The sequence below is a fragment of the Agrobacterium sp. MCAB5 genome (assembly GCF_052114365.1).
GTDB lineage: Bacteria > Pseudomonadota > Alphaproteobacteria > Rhizobiales > Rhizobiaceae > Agrobacterium > Agrobacterium tumefaciens.
Map to the genome: position 1 here is coordinate 128,289 of NZ_JBFREP010000012.1, position 16,831 is coordinate 145,119.

Genomic DNA, 16,831 nt, shown 5'->3' on the forward strand with positions numbered 1-16,831 from the left:
GTCTGTCGGTCCTTATGCTGCGATGGAAACGCGCTGGCCGATGCGGGCGCTTTCAATCGCGCCGATCACCATTGCCAGGCTGTTGATGTTGTCGAAGGAGGCCGTTTCCGGCATCTGGCCAGTATGGATGGATTGAAGAAACGAGAGTATGACGCTGGCGTGGCCGTGCGTATCCTTCTCGGAAATACTGTCGGAAACGTTTACGGTCTTGAATCCGCGTAGAAGACCCGGCTCTTCGCCGGCGACGGATGCGGAGAAATTGTCTTCGCCGTCCCAGAGGATCATGCCCTTGGAGCCAATCAGCCGCCAGCGGGCTTCCCAACTGGTTCTTTCGCCTTCCGCGCACCAGGAGCCGCGATAGGTAAAGACCACATCGTTGGAGAACTCGAATATGGCATTGGCGCTTGCCCCATGTGCATACCAGGAGCCAGCCGGATTTTTCTCCACGCAAAACACGGAGAGCGGCTTTTCATCGGCGACGAAACGCGCCGCATCGAAAGTGTGGATCGCCATGTCGAGAAGAAGAACGTTCTTCATCTCCTCGCGGAAACCGCCGAAATGGGGCCCGAGGAAAAAGTCGCAGTGAATGGCCGTCAAATCACCGATAATACCGTCTTCCACGGCCCGGCGCAGCCGTCGGATGCCGGAGATAAAGCGCCGGTTTTGCACTACAGCATGAATTTTTCCGGCCTTTTTCGCCAGTTCCACCAGCTTTTCGGCTTCTTCCATCGAGGCCGCAAGCGGCTTTTCGCTGAGCACATGACACCCGGCTGCAAGACCGGTTTCAACCACGGCATACCGTGCCTGCGGGATGACGACATCGAACAGGATGTCGGCTTTGGTCCGTGCGAGAACATCGCGGAGATCGACGCCGATGATGACGTCGGTGACGGAGAATTCTTCGGCAAGCGCGCGTGCCGTGTCTTCGTTCAGATCGACGAACCCGACGATCTTGATCGCGCCGAGAATGTCCGGCGTCGATTGAATGGCGCGCAGCCAGCCTTTGGCCATAGCTCCGCACCCGCATAAAACGGCATTGTATGTCATCTTCTCTCCCCGCTCTCTGGGCAAACTCCTCTTTGCGCAGAGCGTCGTAAACGTTTACGACACTAGGATGATCATGTTAGATATGTCAATACCGTTATTGGGGACGCATATTTCGTACCCGGCTCAGGAGGGGGAGTGCATGAAAGGAATTCGTCAGCTTGCCGATTATCTGGAGATATCGATAGGCACCGTTTCCCGTGCCTTGAACGGCAAGCCCGACGTTAACGAGGAGACGCGGCGGCGTGTTCTGGAGGCGGCGGAAAAACTTGGCTATGTCGCAAACCAGTCAGGCCGCAGCCTCAGGCAGGGGACGACTAACGTCATCGGCCTGATGACCGGCAGCGACGCGCAGACGGTGGAGAACTCCGACAACTTCTTCATGGGAGTGACGGATGGTTTGCAAAGCGTGTTTTCCGCTCACAATCTCGATCTTATCGTTCTGCCGTGTCCCGGTGAGGAAGACCCGGACGAATATCTCAAGCGCATGGTGGCGCGCCGCATGGTGGATGCGATGATCATTTCCTCGACCCGCCGTGTCGATAAGCGTGTCGATTTTTTAAAGCAGACCCGCTTGCCTTTCGTAACGCTCGGCCGCACCTCTTCCAGCGCCGATCATGCGTGGATCGATCTCGATTTCGAAGAGGTTGCGCGCAGTGCCGTCAACCGGCTCGCCGCTGCCGGCCATCGCACCATTGCGGTTGCTGCACCCGATAGCGACGTCAATCTCGGTTATGTTTTCATGGACGGGTACCGGCGTGGACTGGAGGAGAACGGCATTGCTTACGATCCTTCTCTGGTCATCCGGGCGAAATCGAGCGAGCAGGGCGGATATCACGCCGCCAGCGAGTGGCTACAGATGCGGCCGCGGCCAACCGCGCTTGTGCTGATCTATGAGTTGATGGCCCTTGGCCTTTATCGCCGTCTGGCGGAAGTGGGTCTGAAACCGGGACGGGATCTTGCGGTCATCGGTTTTCGTGATGGTCCACGCGGCCAGTTTCTCGAACCGCGATTGACCAGTTTCCGCATGTCCCTGCACGATCTCGGTGTAATGGTCGCGCAGACGCTTCTGTCTACCATGCCGGCCTATGCGCCGTTTTACCCAAATCAGGCGCGTTACTGCGTCTGGCCGATGCAGCTTGTCGCCGGAGAGAGCGACCCAGGCCCCGCATCTTTATAAGCGTGGCGTCAAAGCTTGTGGTCTCGAATGGTCGCAACGCCGAACGGGTTGAATTTATATTCGTCCTCCTCATACCGCGTGTCATCGGATAGGTCGGCACGACGATCCTTCAAGGCCGCTTCAACCCCGTCGCGTGTCATTTGATCGGCAATATCGTCAATCAGCGCGGCGATCTTCAGCTGCTCGCTATTTGTTGAGGGCTGCTGCTGGTCTTTTCGGGTGAAGTGTATCTCCACGTCAGGCAATCCGACCAGATGAAAGCCGACGCTCCCCATTCCGTCGGCATCGCCGCCGATGGGCCGGCGCGCGAAGGCTATACGGCAGGTTCTGGCGAATGCCAGGGCGTCGTTTGCGGTCGCGTTACGGCGCGACTGTTCGAAGAGTTCCTTCCACCGCTGCACGCCATGGGCAACGCCGGCGCTTTCACCCTTTACGGCAACTGCGCCACTATCGAGCATGTGGTGCACGAACATCAGGGCTTTACCGCAGGTCGCCACGGCTCTTTCCGCGGCCATTGATGGGCCAAGCACATAAAGAACCGAGCCGTGGCCTGCGACTGCCTCCTCGTCACTCTCCTGATAGGCGTCCGGCTCGACACGATCCCAGCAGACATTGAAGGAGCGTTCCATCCTGTCGTCCGGTTCATCCTGCGAATAATCCTCATCGAGACTGAAATCGCCGGCAAATTTATCGATAGCGGCGCGAGCGCTCTGCTGCAGCGCTGCCAGACCATTTTCCGGGCCGAGAAAACAAAGGACATGGCGGGGTTTGTATTCGGAGCGGGATTGGGCAACTGCCGGAACGTTGCTCGCGGCCTTGCCGACAGACGGTCTTCCCAGCACAAGGCCACCTAAAAGCGCGAGAACGCCACGACGCTCTGAATTCATCCCATACCCCCCACGGCTCCCCTAAACAGGATCGGGGACTTTTATACCGGTACGGGCAAGTCTGACCATATCAATTACGTTGATCTATTTTTTGCAGGGCCCGACTTTTGGCAGGTGAACAGCAAAGCCTCAAGGTTGCGGCAACAACACGCCGACGGCGAATTCTTCGTCCGTTGTCGTGTGGCCAATCTGCGTTTTGCGATATTCGCTGGGGCTGAAGCCGCGCTCGGCACGAAGTGTACGGGAAAGGTGTGGGGCATCGCAAAACCCGGTGGCGAGCGCAATCTGGGTGATCGGGTCACGCGTGGTGCGCAGGAGGGAAAGGGCGCGGTCGAGCCGCAGCTCAAGATAGACCTTGGAGGGCGTTGCTTTCAGGTCTCCAAGGAAACGCCGTTCGAGGCTGCGTCGGCCAAGGCCGAGGTCGCGCGCGAGTTCCAGCACGGTTCTCGGAACCTCGATGTTCTGCTGCATGCGCAGGATCGCCTTTCTGACCAGGGGATCGGTTGCCGTTCTGGTGCTCTGCTGGCCGGGCTGGGGTTTTTCGCCGCTGAGCGCGCTGTCGATCATCATGATATTGAGGCTCTTGATGGCGGCCGACTGGCCGACATGGCGCTCCACAAGGAACGCCGCCAGATGCGCAGCACCATGGCCGCCCGAACAGGTCAGGCGGTTGCGATCTATGACGAAGAGCTGGTCGGAAACCATCTGCTCGGCGTCGAAACGGTCGAGAAAATCCTGATGGTGGAACCAGCTGACGCAGCAGCGATAACCATCCAGCAGGCCGGCTTCATGTAGAATGAAAACGCCGGTGCAGAGCCCGATAAGGGGAGTGCCCGCTGCCGCACGGTCTTTCAGGAACCGCAATGCCTCCGGCGGCAGGGCGCTGTGGTCGCTGATCAATCCGCCGACAACAACGATATAGTCGTAATGCACGGCGTCGATGAGCCGCGTATCCGGTTGCACCTTCACACCACAGCTCGATTGCACATTGCCGAGGGTCGCCGACAGCACTGACCATTCGCACAGGATCGGCCGGGAACGGTCAGCCTCATCAGCAGCAAGACGCAGCACATCAACGAAATTGGCGAAGGCCGACAGCGTGAACCGGTCGGCGAGCAGGAAGGCGACGCTGAGGCGTTTCTTGGCGCGATGAGAGCTCATGGCGCAAATATTCACGCAAACAGACGCGATTGTCCAGCCCGGCCGCTGTAAATCTCCGTAGGCTTTTGAATACCGAGAGTTCCAACCAGCAGGCCCGCTCATGACGCGTTTTAATGCCTTCAATCTCCTGCGGAATGCCCTGACCGGCCACAAGAACTGGGACGAGCAATGGCCCGACAGCCAGCCAAAAGCCGAATATGACGTGGTCATCGTCGGCGCCGGCGGCCATGGTCTGGGTGCGGCCTATTATCTGGCCAGCCAGCACGGTATCACCAATGTCGCTGTCATCGACAAGGGCTGGCTCGGCGGCGGCAATACCGGCCGCAACACGACCATCATCCGCTCCAACTATCTCTACGACGAAAGCGCGCGTCTTTACGATCACGCCGTCGATCTGTGGGAGAACTTGAGCCAGGAACTGAACTACAACGTCATGTATTCGCGGCGCGGCGTTCTGATGCTCGCCCATAATGTCCACGACGTGCAGAGCTTCAAGCGCCACATCCATTCCAACCGTCTGAACGGTGTCGACAATCGCTGGCTTACCCCGGAAGAATGCAAGGAATATTGTCCGCCGCTGAGCATATCGCCAAACGCCCGCTACCCGGTGATGGGCGGTGCGCTTCAGGAACGTGCCGGCACGGCGCGCCACGATGCAGTTGCCTGGGGTTATGCGCGCGGTGCTGCCGCCCGTGGCGTCGATATCATCCAGAATTGCCCGGTCACCGCCATTCGCCGCAATGCCGACGGGTCCGTCGCGGGTGTCGAGACGGCGCGAGGTTTCATCAAGGCGAAAAAAGTTGCGGTTTCCGCTGCCGGCCACACTTCGGTGGTCATGGATACCGCAGGCGTGCGCCTGCCGCTCGAAAGCTATCCGCTGCAGGCTCTGGTATCCGAGCCGATCAAGCCGATCTTCCCCTGCGTGGTCATGTCGAATGCGGTTCACGCTTATATCAGCCAGTCCGACAAGGGTGAGCTGGTGATCGGTTCGGGTACGGATCAATATACCTCTTATTCGCAGCGCGGCGGCCTGCCGCTGATCGAACATACGATCGCCGCCATCGTCGAAATCTTCCCGATCTTCAACCGCATGCGGATGCTGCGCAAATGGGGCGGCATTGTTGATGTCACGCCGGATCGCTCGGCCATTCTCGGCAAGACGCCGGTCGACGGGCTTTATGTGAATTGCGGTTGGGGCACGGGTGGTTTCAAGGCCACGCCGGGCGCTGCCCACACCTTCGCCTGGACCATCGCGAAAAACGAACCGCACCCGATCAACGCGCCTTTCACGCTGGAGCGTTTCCGCTCCGGCCGCCTGATCGACGAGGCCGCCGCCGCTGCCGTGGCGCACTGAGGAGCTAACCCATGCTGCTGATCCGTTGCCCCTATTGCCATGAAACGCTACCCGAAGCCGAATTCACCTATGCCGGGCAGGCCCATGTCGTGCGCGCGGCCGACCCCTCATCTCAGAGTGATGAACAGTGGGAAGAATTCCTGTTCATCCGCGAAAACGCCAGGGGTCCGCATTTCGAGCGCTGGCGGCACCTGCATGGCTGCGGTCGCTTCTTCAATGCGGTGCGCGACACGGTGAGCGACCGTTTCCTGACGACCTATCGCGCAGGCGAGCCGCGTCCTGATCTCTCGTCCCTATCCAGCGCACCAGCCAGCTCCGAGGTGTCGAAATGAGTTCCTATCGCGTTCCCGGCCGTGGCCGGGTGGATGCCGCCCGCTCGGTAAGCTTCACCTTCGATGGGAAGACCTATCGCGGCGTAAAGGGGGATACGGTCGCCTCCGCGCTTCTCGCCAATGGCGTACATCTCATGGGCCGCTCGTTCAAATACCACCGCCCGCGCGGCCCTGTAGCGGCGGGTTCCGAGGAGCCGAATGCGCTGATCGGCACCCGCCGCGGCTCCGGCCGGTTCGAGCCAAATACCCGCGCCACGGTGCAGGAAATCTGGAGCGGGCTGGAAACCACCTCTCAGAACAAATATCCGAGCCTGAAATTCGATATCGGCGCAGTCAACGACATGGCCTATATGCTGTTTTCGGCGGGCTTTTACTACAAGACCTTCATGTGGCCGAAGAGCTTCTGGAACAAGGTCTATGAGCCCTTCATCCGCGCGGCGGCCGGTCTCGGCGTCTCGCCCACGGAAGAAGACCCCGATACCTATGCCTCGCGCAACCTGCATTGCGACGTGCTGATCGTCGGCGCCGGTCCTGCGGGTCTGGCTGCGGCGCGCGCAGCGGCGGTCGATGGTCTCAAGGTCGTGCTGGTGGACGAAAATGCCGAAGCCGGCGGGACGCTGCTGTCCGAGCCGCAGGCGCAGATCGACGGCCAGCCAGCATGGAACTGGCTGGCGGACGAGTTGAAGGCGCTGAAGGAGCGCGGCGTCAGGGTCATGACCCGCACGACGGCGATTGCCTACTACCACCAGAACATGATCGGCCTTTGCGAAAAGCTGACCGACCATCTCGAAACCGTGACCAAGGACATGCCGCGTGAACGCCTGTGGCGGGTGCGGGCGCGCCATGTGGTGCTGGCGCAGGGGGCTCTCGAGAAACCGCTGGTCTTCCATGGCAATGATCGGCCGGGCGTGATGCTGGCGGGCTCCGCCCAGACCTATCTGAACCGCTATGGCGTCAAGGTCGGCAACAGGCCGGTGGTGGTGACGAGCCATGACAGCGCCTGGTATGCCGCCTTCGATCTTCATGGCGCAGGCGCGCGGGTGCAGGCCATCGTCGATACCCGTGCGAAGGTGCGCGAGGAACTGGTGAACGAGGCGCGCGCGCTCGGCATTCCGGTGCGGCTGTCGCATACCGTGACGGCGACTTCGGGCCGGTTGCGTGTGAAATCAGTCCGCGTCAATCCGGTGAATGGCTCCACGGTCGGCGCGGGGCAGGAAATCGCCTGTGATGCGTTGCTGATGTCTGGCGGCTGGACGCCGTCGCTGCATCTGTTTTCCCATACGCAGGGCAAGATTGCCTGGGACGATCAGCGGACCACCTTCCTGCCGGCCATGACCAATGAGGATTGTGCAATTGCCGGCGCCGGGCGCGGGCTTTGGGGCATTGAAGCGGTGCTTAAGGATGGCGCCGAGCAGGGCCGGAAGATCGCTGCAGCCCTGGGCAAGACGGGCGATACCCGCGACTATGCGGTGGAGCACGACCGCACCGGCAGCGGCGTATCGCTGACGGAATTGCCGAGCGATCGCGATGCCGGCAAGGCCAAGGCCTTCGTCGATTACCAGAACGACGTGACCGCAAAGGATCTGCGGCTGGCCGTGCGCGAGGGCATGCGCTCCATCGAGCACGTCAAGCGCTACACCACCAACGGCATGGCGACCGATCAGGGCAAGATGTCCAATATCAACGGCCTCAACATCGCGGCAGAAGCGCTCGGCAAACGCCAGCCGGAAGTAGGCCTCACGACCTTCCGCCCACCCTATACGCCGACGACCTTCGGCGCTTTCGCCGGTTATCATCGCGGCCAGCATTTCGAGGTGACGCGCAAGACGCAGATCGACAGCTGGGCTGAGGAGCATGGCGCGGTTTACGAACCGGTCGGCCAATGGCGGCGCGCCTGGTACTTCCCCAAACCAGGTGAAGACATGGATGCGGCAGTCGGCCGCGAATGCCGGGCGGTGCGGCAAAGCCTCGGCATGTTCGACGCCTCGACGCTCGGCAAGATCGAGGTCGTCGGGCCGGATGCGGTCGAGTTCATGAACCGCATGTACACCAACCCGTGGTCGAAGCTCGCGCCGGGCCGCTGCCGTTACGGCCTGCTTCTGGGTGATGACGGCTTCATTCGCGACGACGGCGTCATCGGCCGCATGACCGAGGATCGCTTCCACGTCACCACCACCACCGGCGGTGCGGCAAGGGTGATGAACATGATGGAGGATTACCTCCAGACCGAATGGCCGGATCTCAACGTCTGGCTGACTTCCACCACCGAGCAATGGTCTACCATTGCGCTGAACGGCCCGAATGCGGCAAAGCTGCTCGCTCCGCTGGTCGAGGGCGTCGAGCTGACGGAAGAGGCTTTCCCGCATATGTCCTGCGCGGAATGCACGGTGGCCGGCATGCCGGCGCGGCTGTTCCGGGTGTCGTTCACCGGCGAGATCGGCTTCGAAGTCAACGTGCCCGCGCCGCTCGGCCGCAAACTCTGGGAAATCCTGTGGGAGGCCGGCCAGCAATACGGCGTCACCGCCTATGGCACGGAAACCATGCATGTGCTGCGTGCCGAAAAGGGTTACATCATCGTCGGCCAGGATACCGATGGCACGGTCACGCCCTATGATGCCGCGATGGGCTGGGCCGTGGGCAAGACCAAACCGGATTTCGTCGGCAAGCGTGGCCTCGCGCGCCCCGATCTCGTCGCCAAGGGCCGTCGTCACCTCGTCGGTCTTCTGACCGAAGACCGCTCGAAGCTGGAAGAGGGCGCGCAGATTGTCTTCGATCCGAAGCAGCCTATCCCGATGAAAATGGTCGGTCATGTCACCTCATCCTATCATTCGGATGCGGTTGGCCAGCCGATTGCGCTGGCGCTGGTCGAGGGCGGCCATGAGCGGATGGGAGAGACCGTCTATATTCCGATGCCCGAACGCACGATTGCCGCAAAAATCACCGGGATGGTCTTTGTCGATCCCGAAAACACCCGTCTGAAGATCTGACCCGGAGATGACAATGAATATGCGCGTTTCCTCCCCCGTTCCCGGCACGCTGGCCGAGAGCAAAGCAGCCCGGGTCAGCATATTGGCCGCGCAAGGGCGGCTGTCGCTGCGTGCGCGCGGCGATCTGGTACCGCTCAATACAGCCCTTGGCCTGACCTTGCCCGACCGGATCGGCGCTCGCACTGCTGCAGGCGAAATCGAGGCCGTGCGCCTTGGTCCCGACGAATGGACGATCCTTGCTCCCGCTGGCGCGGTCGACGGGGTGATTGCAGCCTGCGCTGGCGTTTATGCGGGCCATCCCCATAGTCTCGTCGACATTTCCGGAAGGGAAGTGACGCTCGCGATCAAGGGGCCGCTCGCCGCCGAGCTTTTGACACTCGGCTGCGCCCGCGACATCGACACCATTCCGGTTGGCGAGGCCCGCAGAACGATTTTCGATGGCGTGACCGTGGTGCTGTGGCGCGATGCGCCGGATGGTTTCCGTATGGATATCTGGAACAGTTTCGCGCCGCATCTCGGCCATTTGCTTGAAACCGGCTGCAAGGAACTTGCCGCCGAAATCGCCTGATCCTTGAGGAGGAAACAATGCTCAACCGTCTGTCCCATAATGCCGTTTCGGATACGGTGATTGCCGACGCCATCGCCGAGGAACTCGATCGCCAGAAAACCCAGATTGAACTGATCGCTTCGGAGAATATCGTGTCCGCCGACGTTCTGGCGGCGCAAGGCTCGGTGCTGACCAACAAATATGCCGAAGGTTATCCCGGCAAACGCTATTATGGCGGCTGCGAATTCGTCGACAAGGTCGAGCAGGTCGCCATCGACCGGCTGAAGCAACTTTTCGGCGCGGAGTTCGCGAACGTTCAGCCGCATTCCGGCGCGCAGGCCAATCAGGCGGTGTTTCTGGCACTTCTTCAGCCGGGCGACCGGATCATGGGGCTTTCGCTGGCCCATGGCGGCCACCTGACCCACGGTTCGCCGGTCACCATGTCGGGCAAGTGGTTCGATGTCGTCTCCTATGAGGTGGATGCAGAGACGCATCTGATCGATATGGAAAAGGTGCGGGCAAAGGCGCTGGAAACCAGGCCGAAGCTGATCGTCGCAGGCGCCTCGGCCTATCCGCGCCAGATCGATTTCGAAGGCTTCCGCAAGATCGCCGACGAGGTTGGCGCATGGCTGATGGTCGACATGGCCCATTATGCCGGCCTGATCGCCGGCGGCAAATATCCAAATCCGGTGCCGCACGCCCATGTCGTCACCTCCACCACCCACAAGACCCTGCGCGGCCCTCGCGGCGGCGTGATTTTGACCAACGATGCCGATCTGGCAAAGAAGCTGAATTCGGCCGTCTTCCCCGGCAATCAGGGCGGCCCGCTGATGCATGTCATCGCTGCCAAGGCCGTTGCCTTCGGCGAGGCGCTGCGGCCGGACTTTGCCGACTACGCCGGTCAGGTCATAGCCAATGCTCAGGCTCTGGCGCGAGTGCTGACGGATGGCGGTCTGGGGATCGTGTCTGGTGGAACCGACAGCCACATGGTTCTGGTCGATCTGCGTCCGAAGGGCGTTACCGGCAAGGTTGCCGAAATCGCTCTTGAGCGGGCAGGTCTCACCTGCAACAAGAACTCCATTCCCAACGACCCGGAAAAGCCCTTCGTCACCTCGGGCATCCGGCTCGGCAGCTCGGCCGGTACCACGCGCGGCTTCGGCGTGGCCGAATTCGAGCGGATCGGCGTGCTGATCCTGCGCGTCATCGACGCGCTGGCTGTCAGTGCCGAAGGCAATGCTGAGATTGAGGCGAACGTGCGGGCCGAGGTTGCAGCGCTGTGTGAGGACTTCCCGATCTACGGCGCGTAACACGCTATTATCGGTCTCGTTAGCCATGATCGGGCAGGGCGGCATCACCGCCAATGTGCCCGATCGCTGATCCATCAAGGGGAGCAGGATTTGACCAGCTATGTCATGAAAGTCTCGTGCCCGGCACGCAGCGGCATCGTTGCCGCCGTGTCCGGATACCTCGCGCGGTCCGGCTGCAACATCAACGACAGTTCGCAATTCACCGACCTGGAAACGGGCCGCTTTTTCATGCGGCTGAGCTTCGTTTCGGAGGAAGGTATGGAACCCGCTGCTCTCGTCGCAGGGTTCGCTTCCGTCGCCGCCGATTTCGACATGGAATACGATATCCATGATCTCTCGCGGAAAACGAAAGTCGTGATCATGGTTTCACGCTTCGGCCATTGCCTGAACGATCTGCTCTATCGTTCCCACATTGGTGCATTGCCTGTGGAGATTGTCGCTGTCATCTCCAATCACCTCGAATACCAGAAGCAGGTGGTGAACGAGGATATTCCCTTTCACCACATTCGCGTCACGCCGGAGACGAAACCGGAAGCCGAGGCGGCCATACTGCAGGTGGTGCGCGATGCAGGCGCCGAACTCGTCGTGCTGGCGCGCTACATGCAGGTTCTGTCGGAACGGCTGTGCCAGGAAATGTCTGGCCGCATCATCAACATCCACCACTCCTTCCTGCCGTCCTTCAAGGGCGCAAACCCTTACAAGCAGGCCTATGAGCGCGGCGTGCGACTGATCGGCGCGACGGCCCATTACGTCACCGCTGATCTCGATGAAGGCCCGATCATCGAACAGGACACGATCCGCGTCACCCATGCCCAGAGCGGCATGGATTATGTGAGCCTCGGGAGGGACGTGGAAAGCCAGGTTCTGGCGCGCGCCATTCATGCCCATATCCATCACCGTGTCTTCCTCAACGGCAATAAGACCGTGGTGTTTCCCGCTTCGCCGGGCGAATATATGTCCGAACGAATGGGCTAAGGTTGGGGCGCGGTTGCCGGAGGCCTATTCTTCCACCGGCCCCGTCCCGTCGCTTGCTTCGGGCTCCTGTGGCCGCGCGCTTCGTGTAGATGCGGGATAGGCGCCCGCCATGCTGGCGAACTGGATGTCGTTTTGCGCAAAGGCATCCTTCAACATCGAATAGGCCTTGCGGCGCACCATGGAGGATTGCCCGCCGGCGCGCAGCATCATGCCGAAACCAAGCGTCATGCCATATTCGCCGAATTGCTCGACACCCTTCAGCTTGACGGTTTCGATCAGGAACGGTCCGAATTCCGGGTCTTCCTTCAGCGCCTTACCGATCTCCTTGGTAATGGCCCGGACCTTGGCAATGTCAGTATCGAAGGCGACCGTGACGAGGAATTTGTCGATCGACCAGTCGCGGCTCATATTTTCGACGGCGCCGAGCGATCCGAACGGGACGGTGAAAATCGGGCCGCGATGGTGCCGCAGTTTGACCGAGCGGATGCTGAAGGATTCAACCGTGCCGCGGTAGGAACCGCTCTGGATGTATTCGCCGACGCGGAAGGCGTCGTCGATCATGTAGAACACGCCGCTGATGATGTCCTTGACCAGCGTCTGCGAACCGAAACCGATGGCGATGCCGAAGATGCCGGCGCTCGCCAGCAGCGGCCCGATATTGACGCCGAGTTCCGAAAGCGCCGTCATAACCGCAACCGCGGCGATGATGATGCCGAGCATGTTGCGAAGGATCGGCAGAATGGTCAAAAGCCGGTCATCTTGCGGCTGGCCCCCACCCGGTTGGCCGCTCATCGGGTTGCCGGCGGGTGTACTCAACTCCAGCCGCCGTGCGATCATCGACTTGATCGCGATCCAGACGAGATCGGCAAGAAGCAGGATCAGCGCCCCGTGCAGGACGCCGACGACGATCGACGTCAGCAATGCGCCATCGGGCAGGGAATTCGGATGCGCGCGCACGAGGAAGATCAGCCACAGGATGGCAGTCCCGACGATTGCAAGCCGCACGCCTCGCTCGACCAGTACCGGGCGAAGATCGCTTTCCCCATAGGTGCCGATGTCGGTTGCCAGCTTTCGCGCCGCGATGCCAAGCGTCGAGGCAAGGCCGGGCAGAACCAGCGCATAAAGCCCGATCCAGAACAGGACCCCGGCGCCGGCGAGCCGCAACCCGAAGAGGATGATGAGGCCGAAGATCAGCGCGACATCGATTGACCTAGCCCGCTCCGAGCCGGGATCGCCGACCGGACGACGCCAGATCCAGATGCATGCGAGCAGGAACAGCAGGCCGACCATGGCGGAGGACAGAAGCCCAAGCGTGTCACGCGGGACATCGAGATTCTCGAGCGTCCTGAGTAATGCCCAGAAGACGCTGGCAAGGGTCAGGAGCCATGTCCAGCGGACGATCCAGAAATCGCGCCGGGCATTGGCCTCGCGGCCAACGACCCGCCGCAGCAGACCCGTGAAGGCAAAAAGCAGCGGCAACACGATGCTGGTTGCAAGCCAGGGCAGGAGAACGGCGCTCAGCAAAGGTGACCACTGGATGGCAAGGAACATGGCGGTGGCAGCAATGCCGTAACCGAAGACGGGCAAAAGCCTCCGCGATACGACAGACGAGGCCTCCTTGCCGATATCCGCGCTGTTCCTGCGGGAGGCCTGCATCGCTATGATCCGGTTCGTGGCAATGCCGCCGGCAAGGCCCGCACCGAACAGGATGGATACGTGCAGCAAAAAGACGGCTGCACCGTAGTTTCTGATCTCGTCGCAAAGCCTTCCCAGCGCCGCGATGATCTGCGTGGACATGCCGGGCAGGTCCCTTGCGAGGCGGCCTAGGTGTTCGCGCCGCTTGCTTGCCCATTGGTCGAGATCGCTCAACTGGCTCTGCGGCGTCAGTTCTGGCGGCTGCTCTGTGCCGGCTACCGCAAGCTTCTGTGTGAGAAGGGCACGAACATCGTCCTGTCCCAGAAGCTGTATCAACTGGTCGACTTTCTGCTCTGTTGTCTGTTCCGTAGGGGCCGGTCTCGCTGGCGGCGGTAGTTCTTGCGCAGGCAGGCTCGCCGCGCCCAGGACGAAAACTGCGATGGCAGCCGCCATCAATCGGAAAAGGGAGGGAAGGGTGGTCATCGGTCCGCTCCACACCATCCAGGCAGATGCCGCGCATCGCGCGAGCGTGCCAGTTGCATCGCTTCCTCCACAGCGTCCTCGAAGGAATGTCGCAGCTTCTTGCCACCCACACGGCGGCGCAGGAAATCCGCCCAGAGGAATTCACTGAAGGGAGCGTCTATTTTGGCAAAACCGCCAGCGTCGCGAACCGCGCCGGCCAGCGCGCGGAAGGGATCGTCCTTGAGATCGACGATCCGTTTGGGAAGGTTTTCGATGGGATGGCGCACGCCATCCACGTCGAAAGGATAGACGAAGTTGCGATGGTCCATCACCGACCAGAATTCCTGCCGGTCGAGATGGGAAAGATCGGCAACGATACTGGTCAGGACATGTTTCACGCCTTCCTCATGCAAAGCCAAAGCGAGGTGGTGGTGGTCCACCAGATAAAGACGTTGTTTGTGACCAAGGACGACGGGCACCATGTGGTGTCCGAGGAAGTCGGCTCCCTTTTCCTCACGGATGGCGGCCCATTGCCGGCGCTTGTCCTCCACCTCGCGCAGACCGACTGTCATCTGCGTTGGTTTGAGTGAGGTGATTTCAACCGGGGTCAGATGCGGTTCAAGATTGTGTGGCAAGGCTGTCCTCCCGATGCATGGCCGCCGTCACGGCATCATCGACACTGAAATTGCTGCGCGCCACCATGTCGGATCCGCCGCCAGCAAGCAGCAGATCCTTCACATGGTCGTGCATGCGCGCATAGTAGACCACGATGCTGCTGCGCTGCATCGCTGCATCGAACTCCAGCAACGCATCAAGCGCGGTGGAATCCAGTTCGAATGTTTCCTCAAGGCTGACAATTGCGATGTCCAGTTCCGGCCGCGCAACGATGTATTTGGTAACGGCGGCAAGGATCGGTTCCGCATTGCCGAAGAAAAGCGGCTGTGCGGGCCGGAGAATAATCATGCCTGACACATCCTTCGCATCCGGGTGGCGTTCCATGTCGACAAAGTCATGGCTATCGCCCAGCCGGCCAAGATGCATGACATGCGGTAGGGAAAGCCGGCGAACGAAGACGGCGAAGGAAAGGGCGACGGCGACAAGCATGCCGTTCAGCACACCGAACGCAAGTACGCCGGCTGCAGCGGCAAGTGCCAGATAGGCGTCGTTGCCGAGCCGCCATAAACGGATGATCGGCGCGGGGTCGAGCGCATGCAGCAGCGCCACGGCGATCACGGCGGCAAGGACTGCTTCCGGGATGAAAGCGAACCCTCTGGCGGCGAGCAGGCTGAAGACCGCAAGGCCGATTGCGGCGATGGCAGAGGCAAGCCGGCTTTGCGGCCCAACCGCCTCGCTTGCTGCGCCTGCGGAAAAACCCGCACCAACCGGCATGCCCTGCATGGCGGCGCTGGCGATATTGGCAAGCCCGAATGCTCTGAGTTCGCGATTGGAATCGACAATCTCGCCATGGCGAAGCGAAAAGCTTCGGATGGTGCCCCATGATTCCGCAAAGAGGATGAGGACGAGTGGCGGCAAGATCGATCTGGCCGACGACGGCGACGCCCCGACTTTGAAGGTTGAGCAGGATCGAGATGGCAATTCCTGCCACGATGACGACGAGGCTGCCGGGAATGGCGGGGCGCCTGCGCAGGAGAAGCAGCACGGCGAGTGCCACAACGCCGACGGCGATGCTTTCAAGGCTCCAGTCCTGTGGGCGGGAGAGGATTTGCAGGAGAATGGAAAGCGGCTCGCCCGACTGCGCCTTTATCCCGAAGAGGCTCGGCAATTGCTTTAAGGTGATCAGAATGGCGAGGCCGAAGGCAAAACCGCGCAGCACCGGGCGCGAGATCACACTCGACAGGGCGCCGAGCCGCGTGGCAGCCGCAAGCAGAAACAGCAGGCCGACCAGAGCGACCGTAATGGCAACGAGCAGCATCTTTTGCGCTGGTGTGACCGAGAGCGTCGCAAGCATTGCCGCCAGGATTGCGGCGGAGGACGATGTGGGCGAGACGACCGCAAAACGGCTCTGGCCAAAAATGGCATAGACGATGCAGCCCATGATGGCGGCAAGGATGGCGTGCTGGGCTGGAACGCCGGCAATCCCCGAATAGGCGATCGCTTCCGGTAACATCAGGCCGGCAATCGACAACCCCGCCACCACATCGCGCCGGTTGAGTGTCATGGGCATGGAATTGCAACCGCATTGGCGGCAATAAGGGCAAGGACAATTCCACCGGTTAAGATCACGATTCTCCACCATGTTCCCGCGACGCAATGAAGGTTCACCCAATGCGCATACGAGTCAAAGTTTAAATCGCGCCCCCGAAATATTTCGGCTCTTCCGGATGTTGCTTAACGCTGGAGATCGTCCGGCAGGCAAGACGAGCGCCATTTCGGCCAGGCCGCTTCAGCCACCATACTGATCGTCCGTGACGTGCTCCATCCAGTCCACGACCTTGCCGTCTTTCACTTCCTGAAGCGCGATATGCGTCATGGCGACATCGGGTGCCGCCCCGTGCCAGTGCCTTTCGCCCGGCGCGAACCACACGGTATCGCCGGGGCGGATTTCTTCCACGGGGCCACCCTCGCGCTGCACCCTTCCAAACCCTGAAACCACGATCAGGGTCTGTCCGAGCGGGTGCGTGTGCCATGCGGTTCGCGCGCCTGGTTCGAAGGTGACCTGAGCGCCCTGCACCCGCTCTGCATCGAACGGGTTGAACAGAGGATCGATACGGACCGTGCCGGTAAACCATGCCTCGGGGCCTTTGGTTGAGGCCCGTGTTCCCGCGCGCAATATTTCCATGGTCATTCTCCTGACTGGTATCGTGTGGGGAGATTTGAAGCGGTAATGCCTCTCTTGTCCACTGGCGAGTGAAAATTCAGTCAGGCCGCATCGACCCTTGGTCACGGGTGACAGGAGCCGGATCTCCGCTATGCCGAGACCCGGTTCCGCCTAAGCCAAA

General features: G+C 61.0%; 13 protein-coding genes and 1 pseudogene. 7 read left to right on the forward strand and 7 right to left on the reverse strand.

Annotated features, from left to right (window positions below; all coding sequences use genetic code 11):
• Positions 1 to 12 precede the first annotated feature (12 nt).
• Entirely contained in the window at positions 13 to 1,047 is a 1,035-nt protein-coding gene (locus AB4Z23_RS23090; RefSeq protein ID WP_111828693.1) for a Gfo/Idh/MocA family protein, read from the reverse strand.
• Positions 1,048 to 1,186: 139 nt separating this feature from the next.
• On the opposite strand from AB4Z23_RS23090, the gene AB4Z23_RS23095 reads away from it, so the two are divergent.
• On the forward strand, positions 1,187 to 2,224 hold the full coding sequence (locus tag AB4Z23_RS23095) for a LacI family DNA-binding transcriptional regulator (RefSeq protein WP_003518158.1): 1,038 nt from the start codon (positions 1,187 to 1,189) through the stop codon (positions 2,222 to 2,224).
• 8 nt (positions 2,225 to 2,232) lie between these two features.
• Here the strand turns inward: AB4Z23_RS23095 and AB4Z23_RS23100 are convergent, their stop codons facing one another.
• Both AB4Z23_RS23100 and AB4Z23_RS23105 read right to left on the reverse strand, forming a co-directional pair.
• Positions 2,233 to 3,111 (reverse strand): hypothetical protein, encoded by an 879-nt coding sequence (locus AB4Z23_RS23100; RefSeq protein WP_441360815.1) that lies wholly within the window; start codon positions 3,109 to 3,111, stop codon positions 2,233 to 2,235.
• Between the two features lie 129 nt (positions 3,112 to 3,240).
• Positions 3,241 to 4,272 (reverse strand): GlxA family transcriptional regulator, encoded by a 1,032-nt coding sequence (locus AB4Z23_RS23105; protein WP_019566906.1) that lies wholly within the window; start codon positions 4,270 to 4,272, stop codon positions 3,241 to 3,243.
• A gap of 100 nt (positions 4,273 to 4,372) precedes the next feature.
• Between AB4Z23_RS23105 and AB4Z23_RS23110 the strand changes: the two genes are divergently transcribed.
• The 6 genes from AB4Z23_RS23110 to purU all read left to right on the forward strand — a co-directional run bounded on the left by AB4Z23_RS23110 (position 4,373) and on the right by purU (position 11,774).
• On the forward strand, positions 4,373 to 5,626 hold the full coding sequence (locus tag AB4Z23_RS23110; RefSeq protein WP_003518155.1) for a sarcosine oxidase subunit beta family protein: 1,254 nt from the start codon (positions 4,373 to 4,375) through the stop codon (positions 5,624 to 5,626).
• Positions 5,627 to 5,637: 11 nt separating this feature from the next.
• On the forward strand, positions 5,638 to 5,958 hold the full coding sequence (locus tag AB4Z23_RS23115) for a sarcosine oxidase subunit delta (protein ID WP_019566908.1): 321 nt from the start codon (positions 5,638 to 5,640) through the stop codon (positions 5,956 to 5,958).
• Positions 5,955 to 8,945 carry a sarcosine oxidase subunit alpha gene (locus AB4Z23_RS23120; protein WP_111828696.1) on the forward strand — a complete coding sequence of 997 codons (2,991 nt, stop codon included), beginning with the start codon at positions 5,955 to 5,957 and terminating at the stop codon, positions 8,943 to 8,945. Before AB4Z23_RS23115 ends, AB4Z23_RS23120 begins: the two co-directional genes overlap by 4 nt.
• Positions 8,946 to 8,958: 13 nt before the next feature.
• Entirely contained in the window at positions 8,959 to 9,513 is a 555-nt protein-coding gene (soxG, locus tag AB4Z23_RS23125; protein ID WP_060642873.1) for a sarcosine oxidase subunit gamma family protein, read from the forward strand.
• 17 nt (positions 9,514 to 9,530) lie between these two features.
• Positions 9,531 to 10,799: a serine hydroxymethyltransferase gene (gene glyA / locus AB4Z23_RS23130; protein WP_019566911.1), complete on the forward strand. Its 1,269-nt coding sequence runs from the start codon at positions 9,531 to 9,533 to the stop codon at positions 10,797 to 10,799.
• Between the two features lie 90 nt (positions 10,800 to 10,889).
• A complete protein-coding gene (purU, locus tag AB4Z23_RS23135; RefSeq protein WP_013762268.1) occupies positions 10,890 to 11,774 on the forward strand; it encodes a formyltetrahydrofolate deformylase in 885 nt (294 codons plus the stop codon).
• Between the two features lie 24 nt (positions 11,775 to 11,798).
• Here purU and AB4Z23_RS23140 read toward each other — a convergent pair whose 3' ends face one another.
• From AB4Z23_RS23140 to AB4Z23_RS23155, 4 genes and pseudogenes are all read right to left on the reverse strand, one after another.
• On the reverse strand, positions 11,799 to 13,892 hold the full coding sequence (locus tag AB4Z23_RS23140) for a mechanosensitive ion channel domain-containing protein (protein WP_111828697.1): 2,094 nt from the start codon (positions 13,890 to 13,892) through the stop codon (positions 11,799 to 11,801).
• The gene (locus tag AB4Z23_RS23145; protein WP_019566914.1) at positions 13,889 to 14,506 is read right to left on the reverse strand and encodes a ParB-like protein; all 618 of its coding nucleotides are present in this window, start codon (positions 14,504 to 14,506) and stop codon (positions 13,889 to 13,891) included. Before AB4Z23_RS23145 ends, AB4Z23_RS23140 begins: the two co-directional genes overlap by 4 nt.
• Positions 14,490 to 16,050: pseudogene (locus AB4Z23_RS23150) on the reverse strand (SulP family inorganic anion transporter). The gene AB4Z23_RS23145 and the pseudogene AB4Z23_RS23150 overlap by 17 nt, the downstream one beginning before the upstream one ends.
• Before the next feature lie 225 nt (positions 16,051 to 16,275).
• Positions 16,276 to 16,671 carry a (R)-mandelonitrile lyase gene (locus tag AB4Z23_RS23155; RefSeq protein ID WP_003518141.1) on the reverse strand — a complete coding sequence of 132 codons (396 nt, stop codon included), beginning with the start codon at positions 16,669 to 16,671 and terminating at the stop codon, positions 16,276 to 16,278.
• Positions 16,672 to 16,831 lie beyond the last annotated feature (160 nt).